This is a genomic window from Paenibacillus daejeonensis DSM 15491, assembly GCF_000378385.1.
Taxonomy (GTDB): Bacteria; Bacillota; Bacilli; order Paenibacillales; family Paenibacillaceae; genus Paenibacillus_D; species Paenibacillus_D daejeonensis.
The window spans coordinates 276,329-300,333 of the sequence record NZ_KB899667.1 but is presented as its reverse complement, the minus strand read 5'-3'; the positions used below and the strand labels follow the sequence as shown (position 1 = coordinate 300,333).

Genomic DNA, 24,005 nt, shown 5'->3' with positions numbered 1-24,005 from the left:
TTTAAATGAATCCCTTCGTGATCAAAAGCGGACTTTTTGAGCTACCTTTATAAGGCTCAGGCCTCTGCTGGCCAATAGTCTCTTGCCGTCTTCAGCGCCGGCTCCAGCCGGATCCCGCTCGGGTCCAGCAGCGTGCGGCAGGACAGCTTGCTTTTGCCATCCACTTTGACCATACAGCTACCGCAAAAGCCCCGCTTGCAGGAGTGGTCATGATAAACGAAGCTCCCGTCGAGCTCGTCCGCAATATAGCGCATCATGTCCAGCACCGTCATGCCGGGGCGATAGGGAATGGTATAAGTTGAATAGGTTAGTTCACTGTCCGGGGCGGCCTTGCGGGCCACCTCGCAGGTTACCATCGTTTGTTCCGTCATCATGATCACCCCTCCTGTCGCGCCAGCTTGTCGACAAGCGGCCCTTCAGTGCTTCGGCGCACCGCCAAGCTTAGCTGCCATGCACGGTCCAACTCCTGTGCGTCCAAACGTACATGAGCTCCCCGGCTCTCGGTCCGGGCGCTCGCAGCGACTGCTACCGCCCATCCGGTGTCCACCATGTTGCGCAGCTCTAGCGCTTTGGCAATATCTCGATTATACACCTTTGAGCCGTCGCGTGCCCGCACATGATCAAGCTCGGTCCGCAGTTCCTCTAGCTCCACTTGCGCCTGTGCCAGCCCCGCCTGCTCACGAACTACGCCGACATGGCGCTGCATAAGCTCCTGAACCCGTGCCCAGCCTTGCAATGGGGTCAACCCGTCGCCCGCCTGGCCTGCCCGCTCCAGTAGTCCAACTACAGGCGAGAGAGCTTGCTTCACGGTTTCATTGGAGGCTGCCTGTCCCCCCTGATGCAGGGCATGTCTGGCTGCCTCGCGGCCCGCAATCGCACCGAATACCTGGTTCTCCGACAGCGCATTGCCCGCCAGCCGGTTGGCGCCATGAATGCCTCCGACACACTCGCCCGCGGCGAATACGCCCGTCACGCCTGTTCGCGTCCGGGTATCGATTCGAATACCGCCCATAAAATAATGCGCCCCCGGCGCCACCACCCGCAGCTCGGCATCCGTCTCGATCCCCAGATCCTGCAGGAGCCGTTGCTGCATCTGCGGGAACTCGTCCGGATCCATGCCGCGTGTGCTGATGTACAAGCCGCCGCTATCTGTCCCGCCTCCGGCTGCCAGCTCGCGGGCCATGACACGGGACATGACGTCACGCGTCGCCTGCTTGAGCTCGCCGACACCGTAGCGGTCCCAGAAGTCTTCACCTTGCCGATTCAGCAATCTTGCGCCTTTGGGAATCAAGATGCCCGAGTTGAACATCAGTCCCCGCGCCCCGCCCGGCTCGACCAGGACAGTAGGATAGTGCTGAACGAACTCCATATCTACCAGCTCAATTCCTGCACGCAATGCCAGGCCATAGCCGTCTCCTGTTGCTTCGAACGGATTGGTGTTCAGCGCGTACACCTGACTGCCGCCGCCAGTAGCTAGAATGACAGAAGGAGCCGTATAGACGCGCAGCTCACCAGTAGGTGCATGATAGGCCAAGGCCCCCCGCACCTCACCGTCCTCCACCAGCAGATCGGTCACATGCGTGAACGCATGAATTGGGATTTCCCGCTTGCGAATCGCCTTAAGCAGTACCCGCACCATCTCGCTGCCGACACGGTTGCCAACATGAGCTGCACGAGCATAGCTATGTCCGGCCAGCCAACCGAGATGCAGCTTGGAGGCATCCTCCTCTTGCTTGTCAAAGGATACGCCCAAGTCCGCTACGTATTGAACCGCCTCGCCAGCTTGCTCAGCGAGAATCCGGACCAGCTCCCGGTCTGAGATGCCTTCGCCGGAACGGACAATGTCGTCTGCGAAGACTTCCGCGTTGTCGCCAGGCGTCGCTTCGGGCAGGATCGCGCAGAACGAATAATGCGCCGAGAGAGTGCCACCCGACCGCTGGGGCTCACTCTTGGTCAAGATGGCGACTCGCGCGCCTTCCTCGCTGGCGGCCAGCGCGGCGCGCAGTCCCGCACCCCCGCTGCCAACAATGATTACATCATACTGTTCTCGCCTCAGCTCCAAATTATCCCTCCTCAACGTTTCCGAAGGAAACTCACTTCGTAAGCCAAACCATTTATTGTAGTTGCGGCACCATTTAAGTAACATTCTGCACCTAATCTAGCTAAGTCCCGCATTGGGACGCAATTCAAGTAACATTGTGCACCTAATCTAGCTAACCCTGTACTACGACGCAATCCAAGTAACATTGTGCACCTAATCTAGCTAAGTCCCGCACTACGACGCAATTCAAGTAACATTGTGCACCTTATCCAGCGGCATCCGACACAACGTCGCAATTCAAGTAACATTGTGCACTTTATTTCCCCCACATCCGACACAGCATGCAATTCACCTCATTGTGCGCTAACGGCCACCACAGCCGCTATTTGCTCAGTGCCGTTATTTACGTGTTTTCTGCCGTTTGGAGCCGCTTTTGCAGCTAATAAGTGCACCTGTGGCCGTTAGACGAGCAAACCCGGTTTTTATATGGAAATAGCTGCATTGGTGGCCGTTAGAGGGAATGCTGCCGGACTCGGTCCATTGCTGACGGTAGAGGGAACGCTCCCGAACTCGGTCCATTGCTGACGGTAGAGGGAACACACTCGCACTTGGACTCGCACCCTCTCCCACCCCCCGACTCGAACTCACTGCAATGACGAGACAAAGTCGGGAAGCTCTGCCCTCACACTCTGTACCTCATATCGCTACACTCCAGCAACTAACCGCATCGGCAACTGGCAAAACCACCGCGTCCCCGTGCCCCTCCCAGTGCTCGGAGAGCGATGGTCTCAGCTAGCCAAATCCATAACTACGCGTTCTTGACAGCTCTCTTGCGTTTCACATATCTGTAGATTGGCGGCCAGATGGTGACGATCACGCCAAGCGCCAGCATAGTGCCGGAGATTGGACGGGTGAAGAACATGGTCAGATCGCCTTTGAAGATCAGCATCGATTGGGTCAGCGACGTCTCCAGCATTGGGCCGAGGATGATCCCCAGTACGAGCGGGGACGGATCCAGCTTGGCCTTGCGGAACAGGTAACCGACAACCCCGAATACGATCATGACGATGACGTCAAACATATTACTGCGGACCGAGTAGGCACCCACGAAGCAGAAGATCATAACGATCGGCATCAGGACGCGGGGCGGGATCCGGGCAATACTGGCAAACATACCGACCAGCGGCAGGTTGAGAATGAGCAGCATGATATTACCGATATACATACTGGTAATGAGCGCCCAGAACACCGTCGGGTTCTCCGTCATCATGAGCGGACCCGGTGTGATGCCCTGGATAATAAACGCACTCAGCAAAATCGCAGGCAACGCCGAGAACGGCACACCCAGCGACAACAACGGTACCAACGCACCCGCACTCGCGCCGTTATTGGCAGCTTCCGGTCCGGCGACGCCTTCGATAGCGCCTTTACCGAACTCTTCCGGATGCTTGGAGATCCGTTTCTCCATCGCATACGAAGCATACGTACTGAGAATCATCGCAGGTCCCGGGATAAGGCCAATGAGGAAGCCCAGGAAGCTGCCCCGTGTCATCGGAGCCGTACTACGCTTCAGTTCATCCTTGCTCGGCATCAGCTTGCGCAGGGATAAATCGGCCTTGATCGGCTTCTGATGTTTTTTCTCCATCGCGATGATGACCTCAGACAACCCGTACAAGCCCATCAGAATCGGTGTGAAGTCCAGACCGTCAATCAGCCAGGATTGGCCAAACGTCAGACGCAGCGTACCGCTCATCTGGTCAATGCCGATAATCGACAGGACGATACCGCCTGCAATCAGCATATAGCTACGAATCAGCGATGAATCCGTCAGACGGGACAGGACCAACAGACCCAACAGGATAATGGCAAAATACTCCGGCGGCCCAAATCGCAGCGCCACACTGGCGATCGGCGGAGCCAAGAAGGTCAGCAAGATGATGCCGATCGTACCTGCAAAGAACGAGGCAATCGCAGAGATCGCTAGCGCCGCGCCTGCCCGGCCTTTTTGAGTCATCTTATACCCGTCAAACGTGGCAACAACCGAGTAGGCCGAGCCCGGCACATTGACCAGAATGGACGTCGTTGAACCCCCGTACAATCCGCCAAAATAAATGCCTGCAATCAGAATCAGTGCCGCTGTCGGCTCCATGGCAAACGTAATCGGGAGAAGCATGGAAATCGCTCCAACCGGTCCAAGACCGGGCAATACCCCGACAATCGTGCCTAGCGCGACCCCCAGCAAACAAAACAGCAGGTTAACCCATGAAAACGCGCTGGCGACGCCCAGTAATATATCTTCCATTTGTCGTTATTCCCTCCAAGATGTGTCCAGGGTCGGCTTACCACATGCCCGAAGGCAAGGAAATGCCCAGCCATTGATCAAACAACAGCCAAGACATGAGTGCCGTGCCTCCTGCGAGCAAGAACAATTTCCACTTCCTTAAACCTAGCAGGAAGCCGCCACCAAGGACGGAAACCACCGCCGCGATAAGAAAACCAGCTGTATAGCACAGCACTACGAAAATCACGAAAAGGGCCGAAAAGCCAACAAGGCCGCGGAGGTTGACAGACTCTTCCGAGTCTGCCCCCTCTGCCGCCTGGCGTCTGTCATGTCTCGCTAGATACAATTGATATAGCATGCCAATGCTGAGCACGAGCAGCAATACGCCGAATACTTTCGGAAAGAAGCCGGTTTTCACAGCCCGCATTGTGCCCATAGGCAGATCCCAAGTCTGCCACAGCGTCATAATGGACAAGACAAGCGCCAACGATGCGGTTATAATCCGCGCGCGGAAGGCTACGATACTCATTATTGCAGCAGCCCCAAACGCTCATAAACGCCTTGTGTCAGCTCGAACCAGGCATCTACTTCTGCTTTCGAATCAGCACTGTCTTTGTAGGCAATCTGGTAGCCCACTTGATCCATCAATTGTTTGAAACGCTCCGTCTCGTACACTTCTTTGGTCAAGCTATCGATTTTTTGCACAACTTCTTCTGGAACATCGTTCGGAATAACGATGAAGTGGCTCGCGCCGCCAGCTACGCCTTCTACGCCAAGCTCACCGCTTGTCGGTACGTCTGGCAGAGCATCCACGCGGTTTTCGCTCAATACAGCCAAGGCGCGCAATTCACCAGCCTCAATCTGACTGCGTACTTCTGGCACATTCATGAACGCCGCATCGATATGTCCGCCCAGGATGGACGGCAACAGCGGGCCGCTACCTTGGTAAGGAACGTGCTGCAGTTCGATGCCTTGGCTGTCTTCCAAAATATTCGCGAGCAAGGCTACGACCGTACCTTCACCCGGGTTGCCAACTGTGATATTGCCAGGGTTTGCTTTGGCTTCGTCGACCAGTTGATTGAGTGACTCATACGGCGAGTTTTTCGGAACGACAACAACTACAGCCATCTCGCCAGCTTTGTTCACGATTGTAAAGTCATCGCGAGTATATTGAGCCGGGGTGATATGCAAGGTCGAGGAGATATGACCTGTTGCCGCCCACAGCCAAGTGTATCCGTCAGCCTTAGCACGCACGAGCTCGTAGTTACCAGTCGTACCGGAGCCGCCGCCAACGTTTTTAATGGTAATGGTTTGGTCAATTATCTCACTAGCCGCCTCAGCAAAAGAACGGGCCAGGATATCTGATACGCCGCCTGCGTTAAAAGGAACGATCAATTCAATCCCTTTCTCAGGAAAAGGCGTCTCTGTTGCAGCAGGGGTCTCGGATGTCGCGTTTCCGTTGTTCGCACCCTCATTTGTGTTGTTAGGTTGGTTGTTCGTGGCATTACCACCGTTGCCTCCGCAAGCTGTCAGCAAAGCAAGAATCATTGTAAACACTACGATTGTTGACCAAGTTGTCCGCTTTTTCTGTCTCATAGCTGCCTCCATCTTTGTTGTCTGTGTTTGTTTGGCTCCCCTGTCCATCGACATGCTGCTCTCTCTCCTGTCTGTAATTTTGCTTGCAACAAATCTGTTCATGCACCCCGGTTAGCTTAGTGAGGATAGCTTGTCCTAACGGACAACGTGAATCCTTACACGCTTTGTTAATGCCGAGTAAATAAGTCGGTATTAAGATTCTATTATAGAACTCGAAATGTGTCAACGAAAAATGAAAAATGTCGAATTTTGATACTTCATGTCAAAACAGAATAAACTTTACACTCGCCGCATCCAGCAAAAAAAGGGCTGTCCCCACGTTTACAAACCGTAGTGAAGCCCTTGATTTATTACGCGTTTTCTGTGGGTTGATGGCGGTGCGCAGGCATGGTCAGCCCCAAGTGACTGCGTAACGTGGACCCGTCATATTCCCGTCGAAACAGCCCCCGATTCTGCAGCTCCGGAATGACGCCATCGGCAAAATCCTGCAGGCCGCCAGGCATATAAGGGGGCATGATATTAAAACCATCCGCTGCCTGTCCTTCGAACCACTGTTGGATGTGATCAGCCAATTGAACCGGCGTGCCGACGACGATCCGGTGTCCGCGAGCCCCCGCCACTTCGCGATACAGCTCTCTGAGCGTGTAGCCTTTGTCCCGCGCCAGTTTGAGAAGCAGCTGCGGACGGCTCTTGTGGCCCGGTGTCTGTGGCACATCAGGCACTGGCTCGTCCAGCTCATATTGGCTCATGTCCAATTGAAACCGTTCAGACAGCAGGCTGTAGGCACCGCCGTCGTCAATCAGGCTTTGCAGGTGCTCGTACTTCTCCTGCGCCTCCTTCTCCGTCGCGCCTACGACTGGCAGCAGGCCGGGCATGATATGACATTGGTCCGCGGTCCGGTTGTAGCGGGGCAGGAAGCTTTTCAACTCGTGGTAGAAAGCCTGTGCATCCTCCATTGTCTGCTGCGCCGTGAAGACCACCTCGCCGTACTGGGCAGCCAGTTGCATACCAATGCCAGAGGAACCCGCCTGAATCATGACTGGCCGGCCCTGTGGGCTCTGGGTAATATTGAGCGGCCCCTTAACAGTGAAGAAGCGCCCCTCGTGGTCCAGCTCATGCAGCTTGGATGCATCCACATACTCGCCCGTTTCCTTATTCATGATATACGGGTCCGGTTCCCAGCTGTCCCACAGCCCCTGCACGACATCAACAAATTCGGCTGCCCGCTCGTATCGCAGGCCATGCTCCAAATGCTCGCTTGCCGAGAAGTTTGCGGCGGCGCTCGTCGATGAGGTTGTCACAACGTTCCAAGCGACCCGGCCGCCGCTGATTAAGTCAACCGAAGCCAGGAGTCGTGCCAGGTTGAATGGCTCGTAGTATGTCGTGGAGGCCGTCACGGCCAACCCGATCTGGCGGGTAGCCATGGCCAAGGCGGATAGCAATGTGATCGGTTCGAACCGCGCAATGACGGACGGGGTTGCGTCCCGTGCAGTCGTCAGGCCGTCCGCCAAAAAGAGCATATCGAACTTGGCCGCTTCAGCAATACGCGCGATCTCGACGATCAGCTCCAGATTCTCGCTGCCCGCCTTGGCCTCCGGCATGCGCCACCCGGCGATATGATGGCCTGCGCCCTGGACAAATACGCCCAGCTTCAATTGTCTGTCGTTCGTGGTTGTTGACATAGATGCTCTTCCTTTCCTTCTTTGCTTCTCTATGTTGGGCGATTCAAGTAACATGTAAGGCTACTGAAAAATAGAATCCTACGGTCACGGATCGATCTTACGATCGCTGTTGTCGCCAGATTTCTTGATTTGTTAACCGCTCTAGCGGTTGAAATCGGGGGACAGCGTTGACCAGATTCGATTCCGTGCCTCTCCGGCCCTTTTGAGGGCAGACCATATTCTGGTTGGACGCGCACACCCCGACCTTGGCTCAAACCAAGTAACATTTTACCCCTAATTGGGTGCACACACCGACTTTGGCTCAATCCAAATAACATTTTACCCCTGGTTGGGTGCACACACCGACTTTAGCTCAAACCAAGTAACATTTCACCCCTGGCTGGGCGCACACGTAGACTAATAACGGTTTTATCTTCAGCCGCTCGATGGTAGGTTGAATGAAATGCCCAATGGCAGTTGGCAAAACATTCGCCTTTATTCCCATGTTATTCACCGATTTCAATGACAATCTTGCCCCGCACGCGCTCCGTTTCGCTGAGGCGGTGGGCATCGGCGATCCCCGTCAGCGGGAAACGATGCTCGATGTGCGGCCGCAGCTGTCCCGTCTCAACCAGTCGGCTCATTCGCTCCAGGTCCGCCGTGTTGGCATGCGCCGATACGAAGCGGCCGCGCCGACCAGAGGCATAGCGCGACCACAAATGCCGCAGCATGATGCCCGGCGCCGGAATTGTGGACACGTAGATTCCCTTCTCTGTGAGCGCAGGTCGGCACGAACCGTAGCCGAACTTGGCCGCGGCGTCGAGGATCAGATCGTAGGTGCCGTGCCGCTTGCGGAAATCCTCTTCATCGTAGGCAATGACCTCATCGCAGCCCAGTTCCTCGGCCAGTGAACGGTTCCGCGAATGACAGACGCCCGTCACTTGGCAATCGGCAGCCCGGGCCAACTGCACTGCGAAATGCCCCACCCCGCCGGTGGCGCCGGTAATCAGCACGCGCATGCCCGGTTGCAGCTCCCCTTGCTTGTAGAGCGCCTGATAGGCGGTCGATCCGGCCAACGGGATGGCTGCCGCTTCGCTCATGCTCAGCTCCACGGGTTTGTGCGCTAGCCGATCCGCCTTACAGCACATGACCTCGGCGTAGGCACCGCCCCGGGTTGGAGCGGATGAGAACCCGTAGACCTCGTCTCCCGGCGACAGATGCTGGACCGCATCCCCGCAGGCTAACACACGTCCGGCGACATCGCCGCCGAGAATCTTCGGAAAACGTAGGCCCGAGATAAAAAATATCTTGCCCGAGCGTGTCTTGAAGTCTACCGGATTCACCGAAGAGGCACTCACCGCGATCTTGACATCACGAGAACCCAGCACTGGCTCCTGGACCTCCTCCACCTGCAGCACGTCCGGCTTGCCATACTTGCGAATCACAGCGGCTTTCATCGATTCATCGGCTCCTTCCCTTGTCGACAGATGCCGGCCATAACGGTGCAGCCGTTTATTCTCCTGAAAAGCCCGTCGCCCAGGCCCAGATATCAGGCTTTACGCGGCGACGGGCAGCTATCTTTCATTATAGCTCAGTCTGGACCAGCTTCCTATCTTTAATCTCGTACACCAGATCTGCGGTATGCTGTAGCATCCGATGATCATGGGTTACGAACACGATCGTGCCGGTATAGTTTTTCAGCAGCGTCTCCAACGCTTCGACCGCAGGCAGATCAAGAAAATTACTCGGTTCATCCAGCAGCAGCACATTATACCGGCCCAGGAGCAGCCGTGCCAGTTGCAGCTTCATCCGCTCGCCTCCACTTAGCATGGGCAGCCGTTTGCGCACATCCTGTGACGAGAAGCCCATTGCCGCCAGCACACTCCGGATCTCTGGCACCTGGTAATCGCTGTGCGCCTGCATAAATGCCAGCACCTGCTCATCCGCCTCCGTCTTATAGCCATTTTGCGCAAAATAACCCATCTCGACCTTGGGTGCCAGCACGATGCCCTCGTCCCGGTTCATGATCATCCGCAGCAGTGTCGATTTGCCTGCTCCATTGCCTCCGGTGATAGCAATCTTGGCTCCCAACGGGAATTGGAAGGAAGCCTGGTCGAAGATGACCTTGTCACCGAGGCATTTGGTGACCTCGTATCCCGTAATCGGAAAAGGGTTATGCAGCTCGAGCGTCCGACTCTGGCGGAAGACGACGGAATCTAGTGCCTCCGGCGGTTTTACCTCCCCCATCGCTTCGATGCGCTGCTCCATCTGCTTCGCGGCCTTATGCAGCTTTTTCTGCTTGCTGCCCACCGTTTTCTGATGGCTAAGCCGGCCGCCCGCATCGGACCGATTCTTTTTGGCGGCACCCTTTTCTTTTTGCTCCAGCTTGCGGGCTTGGCTCTGCTTCTCCCCGATTGATTTCTCCAGACGCTCCCGTTCCGCAGCGAACTGCTTGTAATGGATCGCTTGCGCAGCTCGCTCGGCTTCCTTGGCCGCCAGGTAATCGGAGTATCCGCCCCAGTATTCGGTGATCCGCCCCTCCTTCAGCTCCCAGATTTTATCTACTGTCTCATCCAGGAAATGCCGGTCATGACTAATCAGTAGCAGTGCGCCGGGGTAGTGCTTCAACTGGTGGATCAACAGCTCTGTGCCTTCACGATCCAGATGACTGGTCGGTTCGTCAGCGACGAGGCCATGCACCGCACCCGAGAGGGCCTCCGCAATTTTCACTCGTGTTTCCTCGCCTCCGCTCCGGTACTCCCGCTCAACCTCCGAGAGCCCCAGTTTGCCTAGCAGGGCATGGTCCGCCGCTTCACCGGACACGTCCTCCAGCTGGGGGATATACGCAAACTCCCCTCCCCGGACCACCTCGCCCTCGGCGGGCGCAAGCTCACCCAGCAGCACTTTGATCAGCGTGCTCTTGCCCGCTCCGTTGGCCCCGACTAGTCCGATCCGATCATACGCATACACGTCCAATGCTTCAATATCCAGTACATCCCGTCCAGCATAGTCTACATACAAATTCTTCGCTTTAATCAATACATTCATCGTTTGTTCCTCCTTCGCAAAAATCGCAGTTGTCCAAATCGGTCGCAGGCTAGCCTGCGATTTCGGAAGGAAGAATCAAGTAAAGAAATACCAGCCTTGCCTCATCAACCATCGCTCCTTTCCACAACAAAAAAACAGCTCCAATTCCCACTGTGGGCCTGGAGCTGCTGTGTATTCACGAACGGAAAGACGCCGGGCAACATGCATACCGTTGGATCCATTCAATCACCCGGATGTCCAATAGACATACAAAGTGACAGGTAACCTGCGGTCATCATCATTACTCAAGAGCATGAGGCTCTTAAGCTTGACGTTATGCGTTGCCTTCAATCTGCACCCGTTCCGATAAGCAGCTCAAAATTGGCCCACCTCTGGCGGTGAACTATCAATTCCAAACTGAATTATCGGATCCGCATCGAGTGCAGCATGCCAGCGTCCCTCCCTCTTCTTGTCGATTGCTACCAGCTTAGCACCCTGGACAACGGCGTGTCAATCCGGGTTTACGACTTCTTGTGAAATGCCAGTCCGCTGTCCTGAAGGGCCTCTCTTAGTTTGGGCAGCGAAGCCGGTCCGATACCATGCAGCTTCAAAATCTCCTTCTCACTGTAAGCGGACAACTGCTCGGTTGTCGTAATCCCTACATGCTCCAGTGCGTTTCGAGCCGGTGAAGACAATCGCGAGAGCCACCCGGTTTCCGGCTTGCTTGCCCCTTCGCATACAGGGCAGGTCGGACAATCACTGCTCTTGCGGTACTCGTGGCCTTGCTCGCAGGTGCGTAGGGTTGTGTCTGCTTTCATTCTCGCTCAAGCCCCTCTCATTTTCATGTAGATATGTCAACTCGGAAGTTCATAGCTGCTGCCATAGAACAAATCCCGCTTCGAATCCCAATACCGGCCGGTTACACCATTTAGCGTTAATGTCTCGTCATCATAATAACCAAGCTCCAAGAGCACTTCCCCTTGCTGATTCAGGAACACCACTCGGTTCAGAGGCAACACCAGATCCATTGCTGCGGTACTTACGGTTTGCGCACGATTCAGAGAGTCGACTAATTCTTTTATAACAACAGCATCTTCTATCGTTTGAAAAACATGCGTTCTTTCATAATCTGTGACAGTCAGTTGGTATACATCCTTCGCCTCAAAAGACAAGTTGGATGAGCAACCACATAGTACGATTACACATAGCATGATAGCGGCCAACTTTTTTATGTAGATGATGTTCTCACTCCTCCCCTACATACTACTTTCAATAAACTCGCTAGCTTCCCGGTAGGTTGATTGCAACGTCTCGTAAGCTGCAGCCAGCGGCTCCCCCGCCCGGTCATTGTTGGTGATGACTTGCTTCATTTGGCGCTTGAATGCCTCGTAGGCCCGGAAGACGGGGTCGATCTCGTAATGCTGAATATCCTCATGCAAGACATAGAATTGCCAAGCCTCCATATAGGAAGCGCTGGACATCGATAGATACCCAAGCGACAATCGGTAGTTGTGCGGAGACGGGTGCCTGTGCAGCGTCTCATAAGCATCTGCCGCGTCCTGGCAGGCCTGATCCATTAATCCCCAAAAAATACTTTTGTCCCGTTGCCATTTCCTATCTCCCAATACGGACACCCCCTCCCCTTATTCTACCATATAACACCGCTCATGCGAACGTGCATTCTTACTGAATCCTAACAAAAAGCTCCCCCCTGCCGGAGGAAGCTGCTGTGCGGACCACGCCACACCTTACACGACTAACACGCCTTGCCGTTCCGCCAGTCCAATGGTGGCCTCGACCCCGGCTTGAAAAACGAGGAAGTCACTCTCTACGCCATCACTGAAGATGACGCCGTCCTCTGGCATCTGGGAGATGACCCGGAGGGGGCGGGCAGCATTGACTTGGCCGAAAACCAGTTCGGCCGCCGTTGTCCTGCTCGGGAAAGGCTCCCGTACGGCAAAATACAGCTGCTGTGCATCCCAGGCTGCGCGCGGGTCTGCGTCCTGCTCCTCGGTGCCGGCATAGAGCGTTGCCGGTTCTAATCGTGCCGGCTGTCCCGTGGCGCCGCGCATGACTCCGGCTGCGCCCGCCAGCACGCTCTTGAACCAGCCGGTGGAGCCGAGTCCTGTGGATACGATAATCCCGCTGGAAGACTGCCGCTCGGCACGTTCGCCCAGAGCCAATTCGTACCGGGCAGAGACGTGGCTCCGGCGACCGATGAACAGATCATTGACTGCGTATAGCGTCTGCCCGTCATTCAGCTCGGCCTTGGCCAGGGTCACGCTCTTGCAGGGCCGCTGGCCGCGCAGCACGTCTCCCAGAATCAGCCGCAGGTCGCCTGCCTGGAACGGCAGCAGTACACCGTCCCAGCGCAGCGGGTCCGGATTGACGCCGATGAGCGGCTGGCCGTCCAGATACTTCAACGTATTAGCCACCAATCCATCCTGCCCCAGCACGACCACCGTATCTTGCGGACCAAAGATGAAGCTGGGCAAAAAGGCGCGATCGATCACCTGCAGCCGACCGGCGGCCTGCAGCTCGACACTCACCCGCTCCAGCACCTCGCGGTACTGGCGGTCCTCCGCTTCATAATCGCCGAAGTCTGCTCCCAGCCGCTCGATGTAGAACCGGGCCTGCTGCACGGTATTGTAGCGGACAATGAGCTCCTGCAGCCGGGTCGGCCGGGTGACGAGGACGAGCTTACGCTCGGTGGCCGGACCGCTCATCGGCCGCTAGCGCCGCGTCCAGGCGCCCCTCCGCCAGGCGTCTGCCCCGAGAGCAGGCCTTGCAGCAGATCCGGCGAGATGTTGAGCTGGCCGATCCGCTCTGCCTTATCGGCCAGGTCCTGGAAGGCGATGGCGATCAGCTTGTCAGGGTTCATGCCCAGGTTGGACAAAGCCTGCAGGACGCCCGGCTCCACCCCATGGAGCGATCGCATGACAGCGCTGAGCTCATAGGCTTTGACGTCTGCCTGCGCCCGTTTGTTGGCCGCAGCCAGATCGATCAGTTGATGGCGGCTCTCCTCCATCGCCGTTTCGAATTGCAGCTGCTCCTCCTGCATCGTTTGCTCCTTGTGCCGGACCGCACGTTCGCTGTCGAGTTGCGCTTCGCGGATCTGACGCTTTTTGGCCTCGACTGCCATATCGGTGTTCAGCTCGTTCTCCTTCAGGCGCCGTTCTTGCTCGATTGAGGCATTCCGGCGGCGGTACAGCGCTTCATCCGCATGCTCCAGAATCTCCTCCCGGGCCTGGGCCTCCAGCGCACGCATCGTTTCCTTGTTCGGCAAAATCGCCAGCACCGCCACGCCCATCAGCTCAATCCCCAGCGCATCCAGCTCTTCGCTCGCCCGGACGTCCGTCTTGATTTGCTGCGCCAGCCGGTCGCTGGAGCGTACCGCTTCGCGCAGCGGCTTGCGCGATAGATCATGCTTGGCATGGACCTTGGCGAGATTGATGATGCGCTGGTTGAGCTTGATTGGATCATCAGAGAGATAGACCTGTCTTTTGAGATCATACGTATAGTTTAGAACCTCAGCAATCCGCCGATAATCCGCGATCCGGTACGTTAACTGGCCTTGCACCGTCACCGCCTGATAGTCCTCTGTCATCTCCTCGAACATGAAAGGCACATCAATGGAGGAGACCGGGACGACCACCACCGATGTTGTCGGCGCATAATAGTAGAAGGATAGACCGATGCCTTCCTTGACCACCTTGCCATTCTTCACCTTCATCACGTATTGCGTCGGCTGAAATTTGGCATAACGGATACCAAACATATGCGTTCCCTCGCTTTCGGTTTGATATTGTATAATTGATATTATCAAAAGAATACACCATCATTTTGTATATGTCAATACGACAATATTAAAATGGGCAATGGCGTGCGACCAGAGAAGAACGTTGGGTCGTCCTAGATTCACTTGCGCATGATAAGGGCAAGAGGTACATTGGAATGAGAAAGCATCCAAGCTGGAATTGGACAAGGGAGGAATCACCCGCATGACAAAAAGCAAAGAAAAGACAGCAGCCGAGTACTCACCTGAGCATCAGGAGACACTGATTGGCATATTGCAGGCACGTTTCGAGAAGCATATGGAGCGCCACAGGGGCCTGAATTGGGCGGATGTCCGCGCCAGATTGGAGGCTAACTCCGCCAAGCTGCGTACGCTCCATGAGATGGAAGCAACCGGCGGCGAACCGGATGTTGTCGGCGAGGACCCGGAGACGGGGGAGTACATCTTCTATGACTGCGTAGCCGAGAGCCCCAAAGGCCGCCGGAGCATTTGCTTCGACCAGGAAGCACTGGATTCGCGCAAGGAGCACAAGCCCAAGCACAGCGCAGTCGCCATGGCTGCTGAGATGGGGGTCGAACTGCTCACGGAGGAGCAGTACCGTCAGCTGCAAACCCTCGGCGAATTCGACAAGAAAACCTCCAGTTGGGTCCAAACACCGGATAATATCCGTAAGCTCGGCGGCGCCCTCTTCTGCGACCGTCGCTATGACACCGTCTTCGTCTATCACAACGGCGCAGAATCCTACTATGGCGCTCGCGGCTTCCGGGGTTCGTTGAGAGTTTAGTGTGGAGGGGCTATATGGTCTATAGCACGCCTCGGGTCTTCGGGGGTCGTCTATGGAGCTGCAAGATAAGCCACAAGATGAGCGGCACGGCAGGATTAGTGTCCAAATGAGTGGCACCACAAGGTGCTACTATGAAACTGGTAAACTGCCTGCCTTCCGCGAGCGGGGTCCGGTAGCATGACAGCGGTCGGACGACCGCGTAGACGCCCTGTGCTTTCGTAATAGCTCAAGCATACGTTAAGAAGCCAAGGTGAGTTTGCGTCGCAGCAAAGCACCTTGGCTTCTTTATGCAGCTGGTTTAGATTTGGAGTTTGTTTTGGCTTGGAGCTGGTTTTGGATTTGTGGTGCTCCTGCCCTTCGTTTCTTTCCACGCGCCACGCGCCACGCGCCGCGCGCAGCTCCCTGCCCGTTGCAGGGTCCGGAAGCATGACGGCAATCAAATGACCCCATGCGCATAGTGAATTCCGCGCTCTAACGAAACTACATCACGCTATTCCACCCAAATCGCCCACGTTGAAATTCTAACGAAACTGGGTAACGCTATCCCAACCAATTAGCGGATTTGAGGGCAAAAAATGAGCTCAATAAGAATTTGTAGATTCGTTAGAATCCGAAATAGCGGGTAAGCGGCCAAATAGCGTTATGTGGTTTCCTTAGATGCATTCTCTGCGGTTGCGAAACCTCAGGGCATCGATATCATGCCGCGTCAGAGGTCAAAGTCCATTTGGATAGGGTGGGCCGAGCAGCAACTTGGGGCCTCAGCTCACCTCTTCATGAAATTGCCCCGCATGCAGGCGGGCATAGAAGCCCTCTTGCGCCAGCAACTCCTCATGCGTACCACGCTCGATCACCTCGCCGCCGCGGATGACGAGGATTTGCGTGGCTTCACGGATGGTGCTGAGACGGTGGGCGATGACAAAGCTGGTGCGTCCCTTCATCAAGGTCGCCATCGCCTCCTGGATATGCATCTCGGTCCGGGTGTCGACGCTGCTCGTCGCCTCATCGAGGATGAGGATCGCCGGGTCCGCCAGAATGGCCCGAGCAATAGTCACGAGCTGTCGCTGGCCATGGCTCAGGTTGCCGCCCTCGGCGGACAGCACGGTGTCATAGCCATTCGGCAGCTTGCGGATGAAGGCATTCGCGCCGCCCAGCTCGGCTGCCCGCTGCACCTCTTCATCTGTGGCATCCAGTCGGCCATAGCGGATATTTTCGCGAATTGTATCCGAGAACAAATACCCGTCCTGCAGCACAATGCCGAGCTGACGACGCAGCCCCAGCTTGTCGAGCTGACGAATGTCCCGCCCATCCACCCGAATCTCGCCCTCCCGGATGTCGTAGAACCGCGTCAGCAGGTTGATAATCGTCGTCTTCCCCGCTCCCGTTGGCCCGACCAGAGCGATCATGTCGCCTGGCTTCGCTGAGAACGAGACGTTCCGCAGAATCGGATGGTCACCGTAACCGAACGAGACATTACGGAATTCCACTTGCCCTTGTACCGGGACAACCGCTGTTTCCGCCTCTTGCTCGCTTCCTTCGTACTCCCGCTCAGTATCCAGGATTTCGAATACGCGCTCCGCCCCCGCTACGCCGGCTTGAATCATATTGTACTGATTGGCCAGCTCATTGACGGGGCCGCTGAACTGCCGCGAGTACGTCAAGAAGCTGACGATAACCCCGATTGTTGTCCACTCATTCAGCGCCATCCAACCGCCAACCACCGCAATCAGGATGAAGTTGAAGTGGTTCATCATGTTCATCACCGGACCAATCGTCCCCGAGAGGATCTGCGCACGTGTACCCGAATCCCGCAGCTTGATGCTAATGTCCCGAAAATCCCTGGAGGCGCGGCGTTCGCGCCCCATTAGCTTGACGGCTTTTTGCCCGGATACCGTTTCCTCAATGAAGCCATTTAGTTGTCCGAGATGCTCCTGCTGCTCGCGAAAATAACGCTTAGTCCGCTTGGCGATCTGCTTGGTCAGCAGCATCACCACCGGAATGGTCACGACCGCCACCAGCGTCAGCCAGACGTTGAGAATGAGCATGAGCGTCAGCGAGCCGACCAGCATGACTACGCTGTTCATCAGCTGCACCAGACTCTGATTCAGCGTCGTTGACACATTGTCCATATCATTGGTCGTCCGGCTCATCAATTCCCCATGTGTGGTGCGGTCAAAAAAACGAAGCGGCAGCTGCTGCAGATGACCAAACAAATCGCCTCGCATTTCCCACACCGTCCGGCTCGCAACTCCGGCCATCACATAGGTCTGCAGCCAAGAGATCAGACTGCCCGCCCCATATACGCCAAGCAGCAACAGACAGAGCTGGGCCAGTCCATCCAGCCGTCTCTCCAGAATAAATACATCGATTGCCCGTCCCAGCAAATAGGGCCCCGTCAACGCGAGCGCTCCGCCGCACAGGACAAGGAGGCTAACCAGTAGCAAAGAGCGCCGCTGCCTGGCCAGATAACGCCAGATGCGCAGCAGTGTCGCGCCGGTCTGCTTGGCCCGGACCTTCTCCACCTGCTGGCGGGGGCCCCGGCCGAAGCCTAGCGCCGCCGGAGGGACGTCCGTTTTTTGGGTGCCGCTCGCCGGTTTATCGTGTGCCATGCGTGACCTCCTCCTCTCTGCCCTGCTGTGATCGATAGATTTCCTGATACACCGGGCTGCTTCGCAGCAGTTCCTCGTGTGTGCCGATGGCGTGAACTCCGCCCTGTTCCAATATAATAATCTGGTCGGCTTCGATGACCGAGGAAATCCGCTGAGCGATAACCAGCGTCGTACTGTGGCGCATTAATTCCCTCAGCGCTTGCTGTATGCGTGACTCGGTCTCCAGATCGACTGCACTCGTGCTGTCGTCCAAGATCAGGATAGCCGGGCGCAGCAGTAAGGCCCGCGCGATCGATAACCGCTGTTTTTGGCCTCCCGAGAGGTTGACGCCGCGTTGACCCAGCTGCGTGTCATAGCCTTCAGGCAGCCCGAGGATGAAGTCATGCGCTTGTGCCGCGCGCGCTGCGGCCTCGACCTGCTCTTGCGTTGCATCCGGCTGTCCATAGCGAATATTATCCCGGATGGTCCCCGTAAATAAGATCGCCTGCTGCAGCACCATGCCCACCTGCGAACGCAGCTCTGCCGCCGGAATCTGCCGCACATCCGTACCATCCAGCAGGACGCGGCCTTCCGTCGGATCATACAGCCTTGGAATCAGGCTGACCAGCGAGGACTTGCCAGCGCCGGTCGCTCCCATGATCCCGACCGTCTGACCCGGCCGAATCGCGAAGCTGAGGTCACGCAGTGCCGCCTCGCCGCCCGTTGCACCATAAGCCAGCGAGACCCCCTCGAAGACGATACCGCCGTCCTGTATGAAGCGTCGTCCGGTGGCAGCCGGGCTGACAATTGTCGGCTCTGCACCCAGCACCTCCTGAATGCGCACCGCTGAAGCGGCAGCCCGGGAGACAGCCACCAGCATCATCCCAACTGACAGCAGCGAGAAGAGCAGCTGGGTCAGGTAGTTAACGAAGGCGATCAGATCACCCACAGGCAGCGAGCCTTCCCGTGTCTGCGCACCGCCGAACCAGAGCACAGCCACAATACTGAAGTTCAGCACCAGCATCATGAGCGGCATGTTGATGGCAATCGTGCGGGCCGCCTTCAAGGCCACCTCCAGATGATCCTGATTGGCCCGGCCGAAGCGCAGCTTCTCGAATGCCGCGCGAACGAATGCCTTGACCACCCGGATGCCTGACAGATTCTCCTGCAGGACCGTATTCATCGCATCCAGCCGCTGCTGGACGATGCTGAAGATCGGAATCACCCGCCGACTGATCACGTAGAGAATAATCGCAATGATTGGAATAATAATGGCAAAAATCAACGCCAGCCGCGGACTAATAAGCAGCGCCATCACGATCGAGCCAATCGCTAGTCCGGGATCGCGGACCAGCATGCGCAGCGTCATTTGCACGAGGTTCTGCATCTGAACGACATCACCTGTTAGTCTCGTCACCAGCGAGCCCGAGGTAAAACGGTCCAGATTATCAAAGGAAAATGTCTGCACCTTATCAAACAAATTCACCCGCAGATCTGCCCCAAATCCCTGTGCCGCCCGGCTGGAATAGACCGTACAACCAATACCGCCAATCAAGCCTACAAAAGCTACCAGCGACATCCACAGGCCGGTTCGCCAAATATGATCGAGGTCGCCCATCATGACGCCTTCATTCACAATACTTGCCATGAGACGGGGCTGCAGCAAATCCATGCACACCTCCATCACCATCAGAAGTGGTGCCAGAATGACTGCGAGACGGTAAGGTTTGAGGAAGGAGCGTAATCGCCAAATCGACTTCATGATTCTTTTTCCTCCGACTCTTCTTGTTGGGCGCGGAAAGCCTCCAGGTCCGTACGCATCCGCTCCAACAGTTCGCGGAATAAGGCCTTCTCACTATCGCTGAACCGAGCGAAGCTATACTCCTCCAGCGATCCTAAAGCATCCTGCACAGCCGCCGCTGCCGTGCGGCCCTTCTCTGTCAGGAACACGCGCTGGACCCGCTGATCCCGGTCATCCGGCCGGCGCTCCAACAGCCCATTTTTCGCCATGCGATTGATCATCACCGTCAGCGTCGCCGGCTGCACATGCATATGGCCCGCCAGTTCCTTCTGACTCAGTCCATCCATACGCACCAAACGCAGCAGCAGCGGCGGTTGCCCGGGATAGACGTCAAAGGCACGAATCTGCAGATCGACATTATGCCGAAACAGCTTATGGGTTCGCACCATCAGGCGCGTCAACGATTCTTCTTCGTGTCGTGTCATGTAGGTCTCCTTTTATTTAGTCGACTAACTAAATTTACATTAATCGATCGTTGCAGTGCTGTCAATCAGGAATGTACCAAGGTGGTTGCCGTGTCGATTGCCTAGCTAACAGGAACAATTGGATGGATCAAGAGGCACAAAAATGTAAACACAAGTTTGGTGTGCTGGAATGGGTGAGGCACTAGTAGGGTGCATCTGGCAACCAGGGGGAGGATATCGGGGCTGCTAATGAGTGCAAGTAGTGTTGTGCTGGCGGGATGCAGGAGGAGGTGAGTCGGTGGCGGCAAGGAGGGTCGTTGGAGAGGTACATAAAAACGCAATTAGATAGAAAGTGTTTGTTAGCGGATACGCCGCCAGCGAGCCCCATTATGTTCGAAATTTCATATACATTGGGCAGATATGCGGCTGGCGAGCCCATTATTTTCGAAATTTCATATACATTGGGCAGATATGCGGCTGGCGCGCTCATTATATTCGAAATTTCATATACATTGGGCAGATATGCGGCTGGCGAGCCCATTATGTTCGAAATTTCATATACATTGAGCGATATCGCCGCCAGCGAGCCCCATTATGTTCGAAATTTCGTGTTCGCATAACCTGTCTGCCAACGACCTGAAGCCCGGTCTCGAAAGACCGGGCTTCAGCACAACATGGCTAGGAACGGGAGTACCGGAGGTAGTCGAAATCAGCGATGCCGCCGGGCTGCTGCGTGGCGTAGGTGAATAGTCCGAAGCGGTAGCCCATGAAATGGTCCAGCGTGTACTTCATCTGAAGCGGCTGGCCGATGGCCTGCCAGGTGTCGCCGTCACTTGAATAAAAGAAGCGGGCCTGGTCGATACTCTCCTCGAAATTGAAATGGATCCGCAGATGGATGCGCTCTCCCTCATAGGCCACCTGCTCCACCACGTCCTCGCCGCCGTCTCCCCGGTTCACGCCCATCTGGACCCAGCGCGCGCCGTCCTCACCGACCTTGACGCCGACGGTGCCGAACAGATTCTGCATCGCAACCAGTCCGGCATGATCTCCAGGCTGCAAGCCGGATAGCTCCAGCACTGTCTCGGCCGTACAGGCCGGACCTTCCGTGCGTTGCGTCAGCGTATTGCGGGCCTGCAGCACACTCTCCGCCAGCGCCCCCGTCTTGAGCCGCAGGTACCCCGGCCGCTCCGTCACCGACCACCGCTCCGGATCCGGATTATGATTCCACTGCCAGTTCAAGGCCAGCTGGTTCTGGCCATAGTCGAAGTCGTCGCTGATGACCAGCGGCTTCACAGCAGCGGTCCGCAGCGGCACCTCAAATTGCGTAGGCACCTTGCCTTCCTCGCCGAACACCGGCCAGCCCTCACGCCAGGTTACCGGGACGAGGCAAGGAATGCGGCCCACCGCATCGTGATCCTGGAACAGCATCGCGTACCATTCGCCTTCCGGCGTATCGAAGATGCCGCCCTGGGCGACACCTTTGTTATGGTAGCCCATATCATCATCCAGCACGACCTGATGCTCATACGGACCCAGGAGCTCCTTCGCACGATAGCACATCTGACGACGACGCCCATGACCGACACGCGGCCAATCGATGAAGAACAGATAATAATAGCCGTCGATCTTGTAGGCATGACAGCCTTCACATCGCAGACCAATGCCCTCGCGCTCTGTCTCGAACAACAGTTGGTCCACCCCATCCGGCTGGAGCGCCGTGGCGTCCGCCGTCAGCTCAGTAATTCGAATCCCGCCATTGCCATAGATGACATATACGCGGCCGTCGTCGAACAACAAACCCGGGTCGTGGCGCAACCCATCGATGACATGCCGCTCCCAATTGCTGCGCTCGATATCATCCGTCTTGAAGACATAGAATTTGCGCGTATCATTGGAGGAGAAGCAGACATAGAACATGCCTTCATGCTCGCGCAAACTGGCTGCCCAGGAGCCTTGGGCGTAGATGTGACGACCGCCAGTCAAGTTATGCCCGTCATTGTCCTCCAGTTGCTCGAACACATAACTGACGATTTCCCAATGGGCCAGATCCACCGATTTCATAATCGGACAGCCAGGCATGGAATGCATGCTCGTACTGACCATATAGTAGGCGTTGCCTGAACGGATTACATCGACATCCGGTACGTCCGACCACAGCACCGGGTTGTTCACGAACGTTGTACTCATCCTATGCGTACCTCCCGTATCATCTGGGTTATCCCTTCACAGTCACTTCAATCGCCACGTCAGCCAGCGCCGGATCCAGGTCCTTCTCTTCGGTCAGATCCAGCACGGGGTAGCCATCGATATCAAAATGCACCCGCCGAATACCGGAGCTCCGAGGGGCCTCGATCCCAGGTCTGGCGTGATAGACATTCCAGATCAGTCCCTGATCATCCTGCACATATGAGTTATGCCCCGGACCGTACTCGCCCGGAACGCTGCGGGAGGTCAGAATCGGATAATTGCCTTTGGTCCAGTTGTTCGGATCCAGCAGATCGGCACCCGGGTCCACGCTCAGCAGCCCTACACAATAAGTCGCATCGACCAGGGCACTGGAGAAGGTGACAAAAATCCGCTTGTCCGTCAGAATCACATAAGGTCCTTCATCGACAAAGGTCCGGTTATTCGCCCAGCCGTAGTCTGGTCTGGTCAGCAGAACCGGGTCGCTGGTCAGCCGCCAAGGCTGTCCGAGATCGGCCTCGGCGATGTAAATCCACGATCCCAGATCATGAGGGGACAACACCCGCTCCGCCCAGAGCACATATAATCGTCCCTCTCGCAGGATGATCGTCATGTCCAGCGTAATCCCGTTTTTGCACAGCGGCGTTCCGTCGCGCTTGACCACCAGCACTGGCCGCTCCCAGTCCGCCGCCACCATCGGATCTCCACCCGATCGCAGCTTCATGACGTGAGATTGAATATCCGCGAATTCCCCCGTGCTTCCCGCATGGAAGATGTACAGTTCCTCTCCAATGGCATGGAGCTCAGGCGCCCAGAGGAAAGCCTTCAGGTGATCATGCATCTCCGTATCCAGAATGACAGTCTCTTCTGCCTGTTCCAGCCCGGACATGTGGTCCGCCACCCGGATGCCCAGTGACTTGTTGCCGTTCTTGTCGTTGGTCGCGATAAAATAGTACCGCCCCTGCCACTTGAAAATGTTCGGATCGGCCCGGTGGGAGGCCATCGGAAACGCGTAGTGATCCTGACGGATGCGGCCCGTAACACGGTAGGTTCCTGCCCGCGACCAGTCGACCGCCTCGGTGTGCCAATCCACTGGCTTGGTGGCTGTTGTCCCATCACTGTAGACAGCCGTTGCCATGACAGCATCCAGCTCTTCCTTGGCTCCAGCCGCAACACTAGACGGCACCTCGTTGCGAACATTGACAGGCACCGATAGCTTGAGCGTCAATCGCTCGGCTACTTGCTGAGGCAGCGCCAGCGTATTGCGCGGGACGACACCTTCAATATCGGTCTTCGGGGACTCAATACTAAATGCCTCTGTTGCGTCCGGCCCCTCAGCGCCTTCCAGATTGCTGAGGTCTGCAACCAAGCTCGCATAGTAGTCTCCCGCTCCATCACGCCAGCGAACCACATAGCCCTCGCGCGCCTCGTCGTATTGGCAGATAACATCTTCAATATTTGCCGCATCCTGCAGCTTCAGCAGGCCAACCTCCTCATATTGAAGCAAATCCGACGTTACAAACAGCAGAACGGACCCGCTGCTTGTCGCATCCGGTCCGCCGTCGTGCTCGGTGCGCACAGCGACGACACCGTAGGTGCCGTCAGGCCGTGCGAACAAATAAGGATTTTTCAAACTCTTGGCTTGCAGTTGTCCATGTTCGTTCTCCGTCGCTTTGGCGAATAGGACACCGGAATTATGGTTCAGCGGACGATAATCCGTCCCATTTTCGCTATAGGCCAGGTGCATGCTGCAAGCCAGCTTCGGCGCATACACCGATTCATCCAACGGTTCGCGGGTATAGCACATTACATGATAGCTTGAAGACACAGCTTGGTTCGCATCCC

19 protein-coding genes are annotated in these 24,005 nt (G+C 56.3%); 1 reads left to right on the top strand and 18 read right to left on the bottom strand.

Going from position 1 to position 24,005, the window contains the following annotated elements; translation table 11 throughout:
- Window positions 1–56: 56 nt before the first annotated feature.
- The 13 genes from F556_RS0123155 to F556_RS0123095 form a co-directional block, all read right to left on the bottom strand.
- Window positions 57–374: a 2Fe-2S iron-sulfur cluster-binding protein gene (locus F556_RS0123155; RefSeq protein ID WP_020619383.1), complete on the bottom strand. Its 318-nt coding sequence runs from the start codon at window positions 372–374 to the stop codon at window positions 57–59.
- A 2-nt stretch (window positions 375–376) separates the two neighbouring features.
- A complete protein-coding gene (locus tag F556_RS0123150) occupies window positions 377–2,062 on the bottom strand; it encodes an L-aspartate oxidase (protein WP_020619382.1) in 1,686 nt (561 codons plus the stop codon).
- A gap of 787 nt (window positions 2,063–2,849) precedes the next feature.
- The gene (locus F556_RS0123145) at window positions 2,850–4,343 is read right to left on the bottom strand and encodes a tripartite tricarboxylate transporter permease (protein WP_020619381.1); all 1,494 of its coding nucleotides are present in this window, start codon (window positions 4,341–4,343) and stop codon (window positions 2,850–2,852) included.
- Window positions 4,344–4,380: 37 nt separating this feature from the next.
- The gene (locus tag F556_RS0123140) at window positions 4,381–4,851 is read right to left on the bottom strand and encodes a tripartite tricarboxylate transporter TctB family protein (protein ID WP_020619380.1); all 471 of its coding nucleotides are present in this window, start codon (window positions 4,849–4,851) and stop codon (window positions 4,381–4,383) included.
- Window positions 4,851–5,918 (bottom strand): tripartite tricarboxylate transporter substrate binding protein, encoded by a 1,068-nt coding sequence (locus tag F556_RS0123135; protein WP_040717655.1) that lies wholly within the window; start codon window positions 5,916–5,918, stop codon window positions 4,851–4,853. Before F556_RS0123135 ends, F556_RS0123140 begins: the two co-directional genes overlap by 1 nt.
- Window positions 5,919–6,268: 350 nt before the next feature.
- Window positions 6,269–7,600 carry an LLM class flavin-dependent oxidoreductase gene (locus tag F556_RS0123130; RefSeq protein ID WP_020619378.1) on the bottom strand — a complete coding sequence of 444 codons (1,332 nt, stop codon included), beginning with the start codon at window positions 7,598–7,600 and terminating at the stop codon, window positions 6,269–6,271.
- 485 nt (window positions 7,601–8,085) lie between these two features.
- The gene (locus tag F556_RS0123125; protein WP_020619377.1) at window positions 8,086–9,036 is read right to left on the bottom strand and encodes an NAD(P)-dependent alcohol dehydrogenase; all 951 of its coding nucleotides are present in this window, start codon (window positions 9,034–9,036) and stop codon (window positions 8,086–8,088) included.
- A 127-nt stretch (window positions 9,037–9,163) separates the two neighbouring features.
- Entirely contained in the window at window positions 9,164–10,627 is a 1,464-nt protein-coding gene (abc-f, locus tag F556_RS0123120; RefSeq protein ID WP_020619376.1) for a ribosomal protection-like ABC-F family protein, read from the bottom strand.
- A gap of 500 nt (window positions 10,628–11,127) precedes the next feature.
- Window positions 11,128–11,424 (bottom strand): RNA polymerase alpha subunit C-terminal domain-containing protein, encoded by a 297-nt coding sequence (locus F556_RS0123115; RefSeq protein WP_020619375.1) that lies wholly within the window; start codon window positions 11,422–11,424, stop codon window positions 11,128–11,130.
- Between the two features lie 36 nt (window positions 11,425–11,460).
- A complete protein-coding gene (locus F556_RS38015) occupies window positions 11,461–11,634 on the bottom strand; it encodes a hypothetical protein (protein ID WP_157272905.1) in 174 nt (57 codons plus the stop codon).
- 228 nt (window positions 11,635–11,862) lie between these two features.
- A complete protein-coding gene (locus F556_RS0123105) occupies window positions 11,863–12,183 on the bottom strand; it encodes a hypothetical protein (RefSeq protein WP_020619373.1) in 321 nt (106 codons plus the stop codon).
- 171 nt (window positions 12,184–12,354) lie between these two features.
- Window positions 12,355–13,332: a diacylglycerol kinase catalytic domain-containing protein gene (locus tag F556_RS0123100; protein ID WP_020619372.1), complete on the bottom strand. Its 978-nt coding sequence runs from the start codon at window positions 13,330–13,332 to the stop codon at window positions 12,355–12,357.
- Window positions 13,329–14,384, bottom strand: coding sequence for an SPFH domain-containing protein (locus F556_RS0123095; protein ID WP_020619371.1), 1,056 nt, complete (start codon window positions 14,382–14,384; stop codon window positions 13,329–13,331). Before F556_RS0123095 ends, F556_RS0123100 begins: the two co-directional genes overlap by 4 nt.
- Window positions 14,385–14,607: 223 nt before the next feature.
- Here F556_RS0123095 and F556_RS0123090 point away from each other — a divergent pair, with 223 nt between their 5' ends.
- The gene (locus F556_RS0123090; protein WP_020619370.1) at window positions 14,608–15,186 is read left to right on the top strand and encodes a DUF4256 domain-containing protein; all 579 of its coding nucleotides are present in this window, start codon (window positions 14,608–14,610) and stop codon (window positions 15,184–15,186) included.
- A 758-nt stretch (window positions 15,187–15,944) separates the two neighbouring features.
- Here the strand turns inward: F556_RS0123090 and F556_RS0123085 are convergent.
- The 5 genes from F556_RS0123085 to F556_RS0123060 form a co-directional block, all read right to left on the bottom strand.
- The gene (locus F556_RS0123085) at window positions 15,945–17,792 is read right to left on the bottom strand and encodes an ABC transporter ATP-binding protein (protein WP_020619369.1); all 1,848 of its coding nucleotides are present in this window, start codon (window positions 17,790–17,792) and stop codon (window positions 15,945–15,947) included.
- Window positions 17,779–19,533 (bottom strand): ABC transporter ATP-binding protein, encoded by a 1,755-nt coding sequence (locus F556_RS0123080; protein WP_020619368.1) that lies wholly within the window; start codon window positions 19,531–19,533, stop codon window positions 17,779–17,781. Before F556_RS0123080 ends, F556_RS0123085 begins: the two co-directional genes overlap by 14 nt.
- Window positions 19,530–19,997: a MarR family winged helix-turn-helix transcriptional regulator gene (locus F556_RS0123075; RefSeq protein ID WP_020619367.1), complete on the bottom strand. Its 468-nt coding sequence runs from the start codon at window positions 19,995–19,997 to the stop codon at window positions 19,530–19,532. Before F556_RS0123075 ends, F556_RS0123080 begins: the two co-directional genes overlap by 4 nt.
- A gap of 657 nt (window positions 19,998–20,654) precedes the next feature.
- Window positions 20,655–22,163, bottom strand: a complete 1,509-nt coding sequence (locus F556_RS0123065; protein WP_020619365.1) for a glycoside hydrolase family 43 protein — start codon at window positions 22,161–22,163, stop codon at window positions 20,655–20,657.
- A gap of 28 nt (window positions 22,164–22,191) precedes the next feature.
- Window positions 22,192–23,967: a family 43 glycosylhydrolase gene (locus F556_RS0123060; RefSeq protein ID WP_020619364.1), complete on the bottom strand. Its 1,776-nt coding sequence runs from the start codon at window positions 23,965–23,967 to the stop codon at window positions 22,192–22,194.
- Between the last annotated feature and the right edge of the window lie 38 nt (window positions 23,968–24,005).

Coding starts and splice junctions, on each gene's coding strand:
- F556_RS0123155 (WP_020619383.1), bottom strand. CDS start 374: ATGATGACGGAACAAACGATGGTAACCTGCGAGGTGGCCCGCAAGGCC.
- F556_RS0123145 (WP_020619381.1), bottom strand. CDS start 4,343: ATGGAAGATATATTACTGGGCGTCGCCAGCGCGTTTTCATGGGTTAAC.
- F556_RS0123140 (WP_020619380.1), bottom strand. CDS start 4,851: ATGAGTATCGTAGCCTTCCGCGCGCGGATTATAACCGCATCGTTGGCG.
- F556_RS0123135 (WP_040717655.1), bottom strand. CDS start 5,918: ATGAGACAGAAAAAGCGGACAACTTGGTCAACAATCGTAGTGTTTACA.
- F556_RS0123130 (WP_020619378.1), bottom strand. CDS start 7,600: ATGTCAACAACCACGAACGACAGACAATTGAAGCTGGGCGTATTTGTC.
- F556_RS0123125 (WP_020619377.1), bottom strand. CDS start 9,036: ATGAAAGCCGCTGTGATTCGCAAGTATGGCAAGCCGGACGTGCTGCAG.
- abc-f (WP_020619376.1), bottom strand. CDS start 10,627: ATGAATGTATTGATTAAAGCGAAGAATTTGTATGTAGACTATGCTGGA.
- F556_RS0123115 (WP_020619375.1), bottom strand. CDS start 11,424: ATGAAAGCAGACACAACCCTACGCACCTGCGAGCAAGGCCACGAGTAC.
- F556_RS38015 (WP_157272905.1), bottom strand. CDS start 11,634: ATGGATCTGGTGTTGCCTCTGAACCGAGTGGTGTTCCTGAATCAGCAA.
- F556_RS0123105 (WP_020619373.1), bottom strand. CDS start 12,183: ATGGATCAGGCCTGCCAGGACGCGGCAGATGCTTATGAGACGCTGCAC.
- F556_RS0123100 (WP_020619372.1), bottom strand. CDS start 13,332: ATGAGCGGTCCGGCCACCGAGCGTAAGCTCGTCCTCGTCACCCGGCCG.
- F556_RS0123095 (WP_020619371.1), bottom strand. CDS start 14,384: ATGTTTGGTATCCGTTATGCCAAATTTCAGCCGACGCAATACGTGATG.
- F556_RS0123090 (WP_020619370.1), top strand. CDS start 14,608: ATGACAAAAAGCAAAGAAAAGACAGCAGCCGAGTACTCACCTGAGCAT.
- F556_RS0123085 (WP_020619369.1), bottom strand. CDS start 17,792: ATGGCACACGATAAACCGGCGAGCGGCACCCAAAAAACGGACGTCCCT.
- F556_RS0123080 (WP_020619368.1), bottom strand. CDS start 19,533: ATGAAGTCGATTTGGCGATTACGCTCCTTCCTCAAACCTTACCGTCTC.
- F556_RS0123075 (WP_020619367.1), bottom strand. CDS start 19,997: ATGACACGACACGAAGAAGAATCGTTGACGCGCCTGATGGTGCGAACC.
- F556_RS0123065 (WP_020619365.1), bottom strand. CDS start 22,163: ATGAGTACAACGTTCGTGAACAACCCGGTGCTGTGGTCGGACGTACCG.
- F556_RS0123060 (WP_020619364.1), bottom strand. CDS start 23,967: ATGTGCTATACCCGCGAACCGTTGGATGAATCGGTGTATGCGCCGAAG.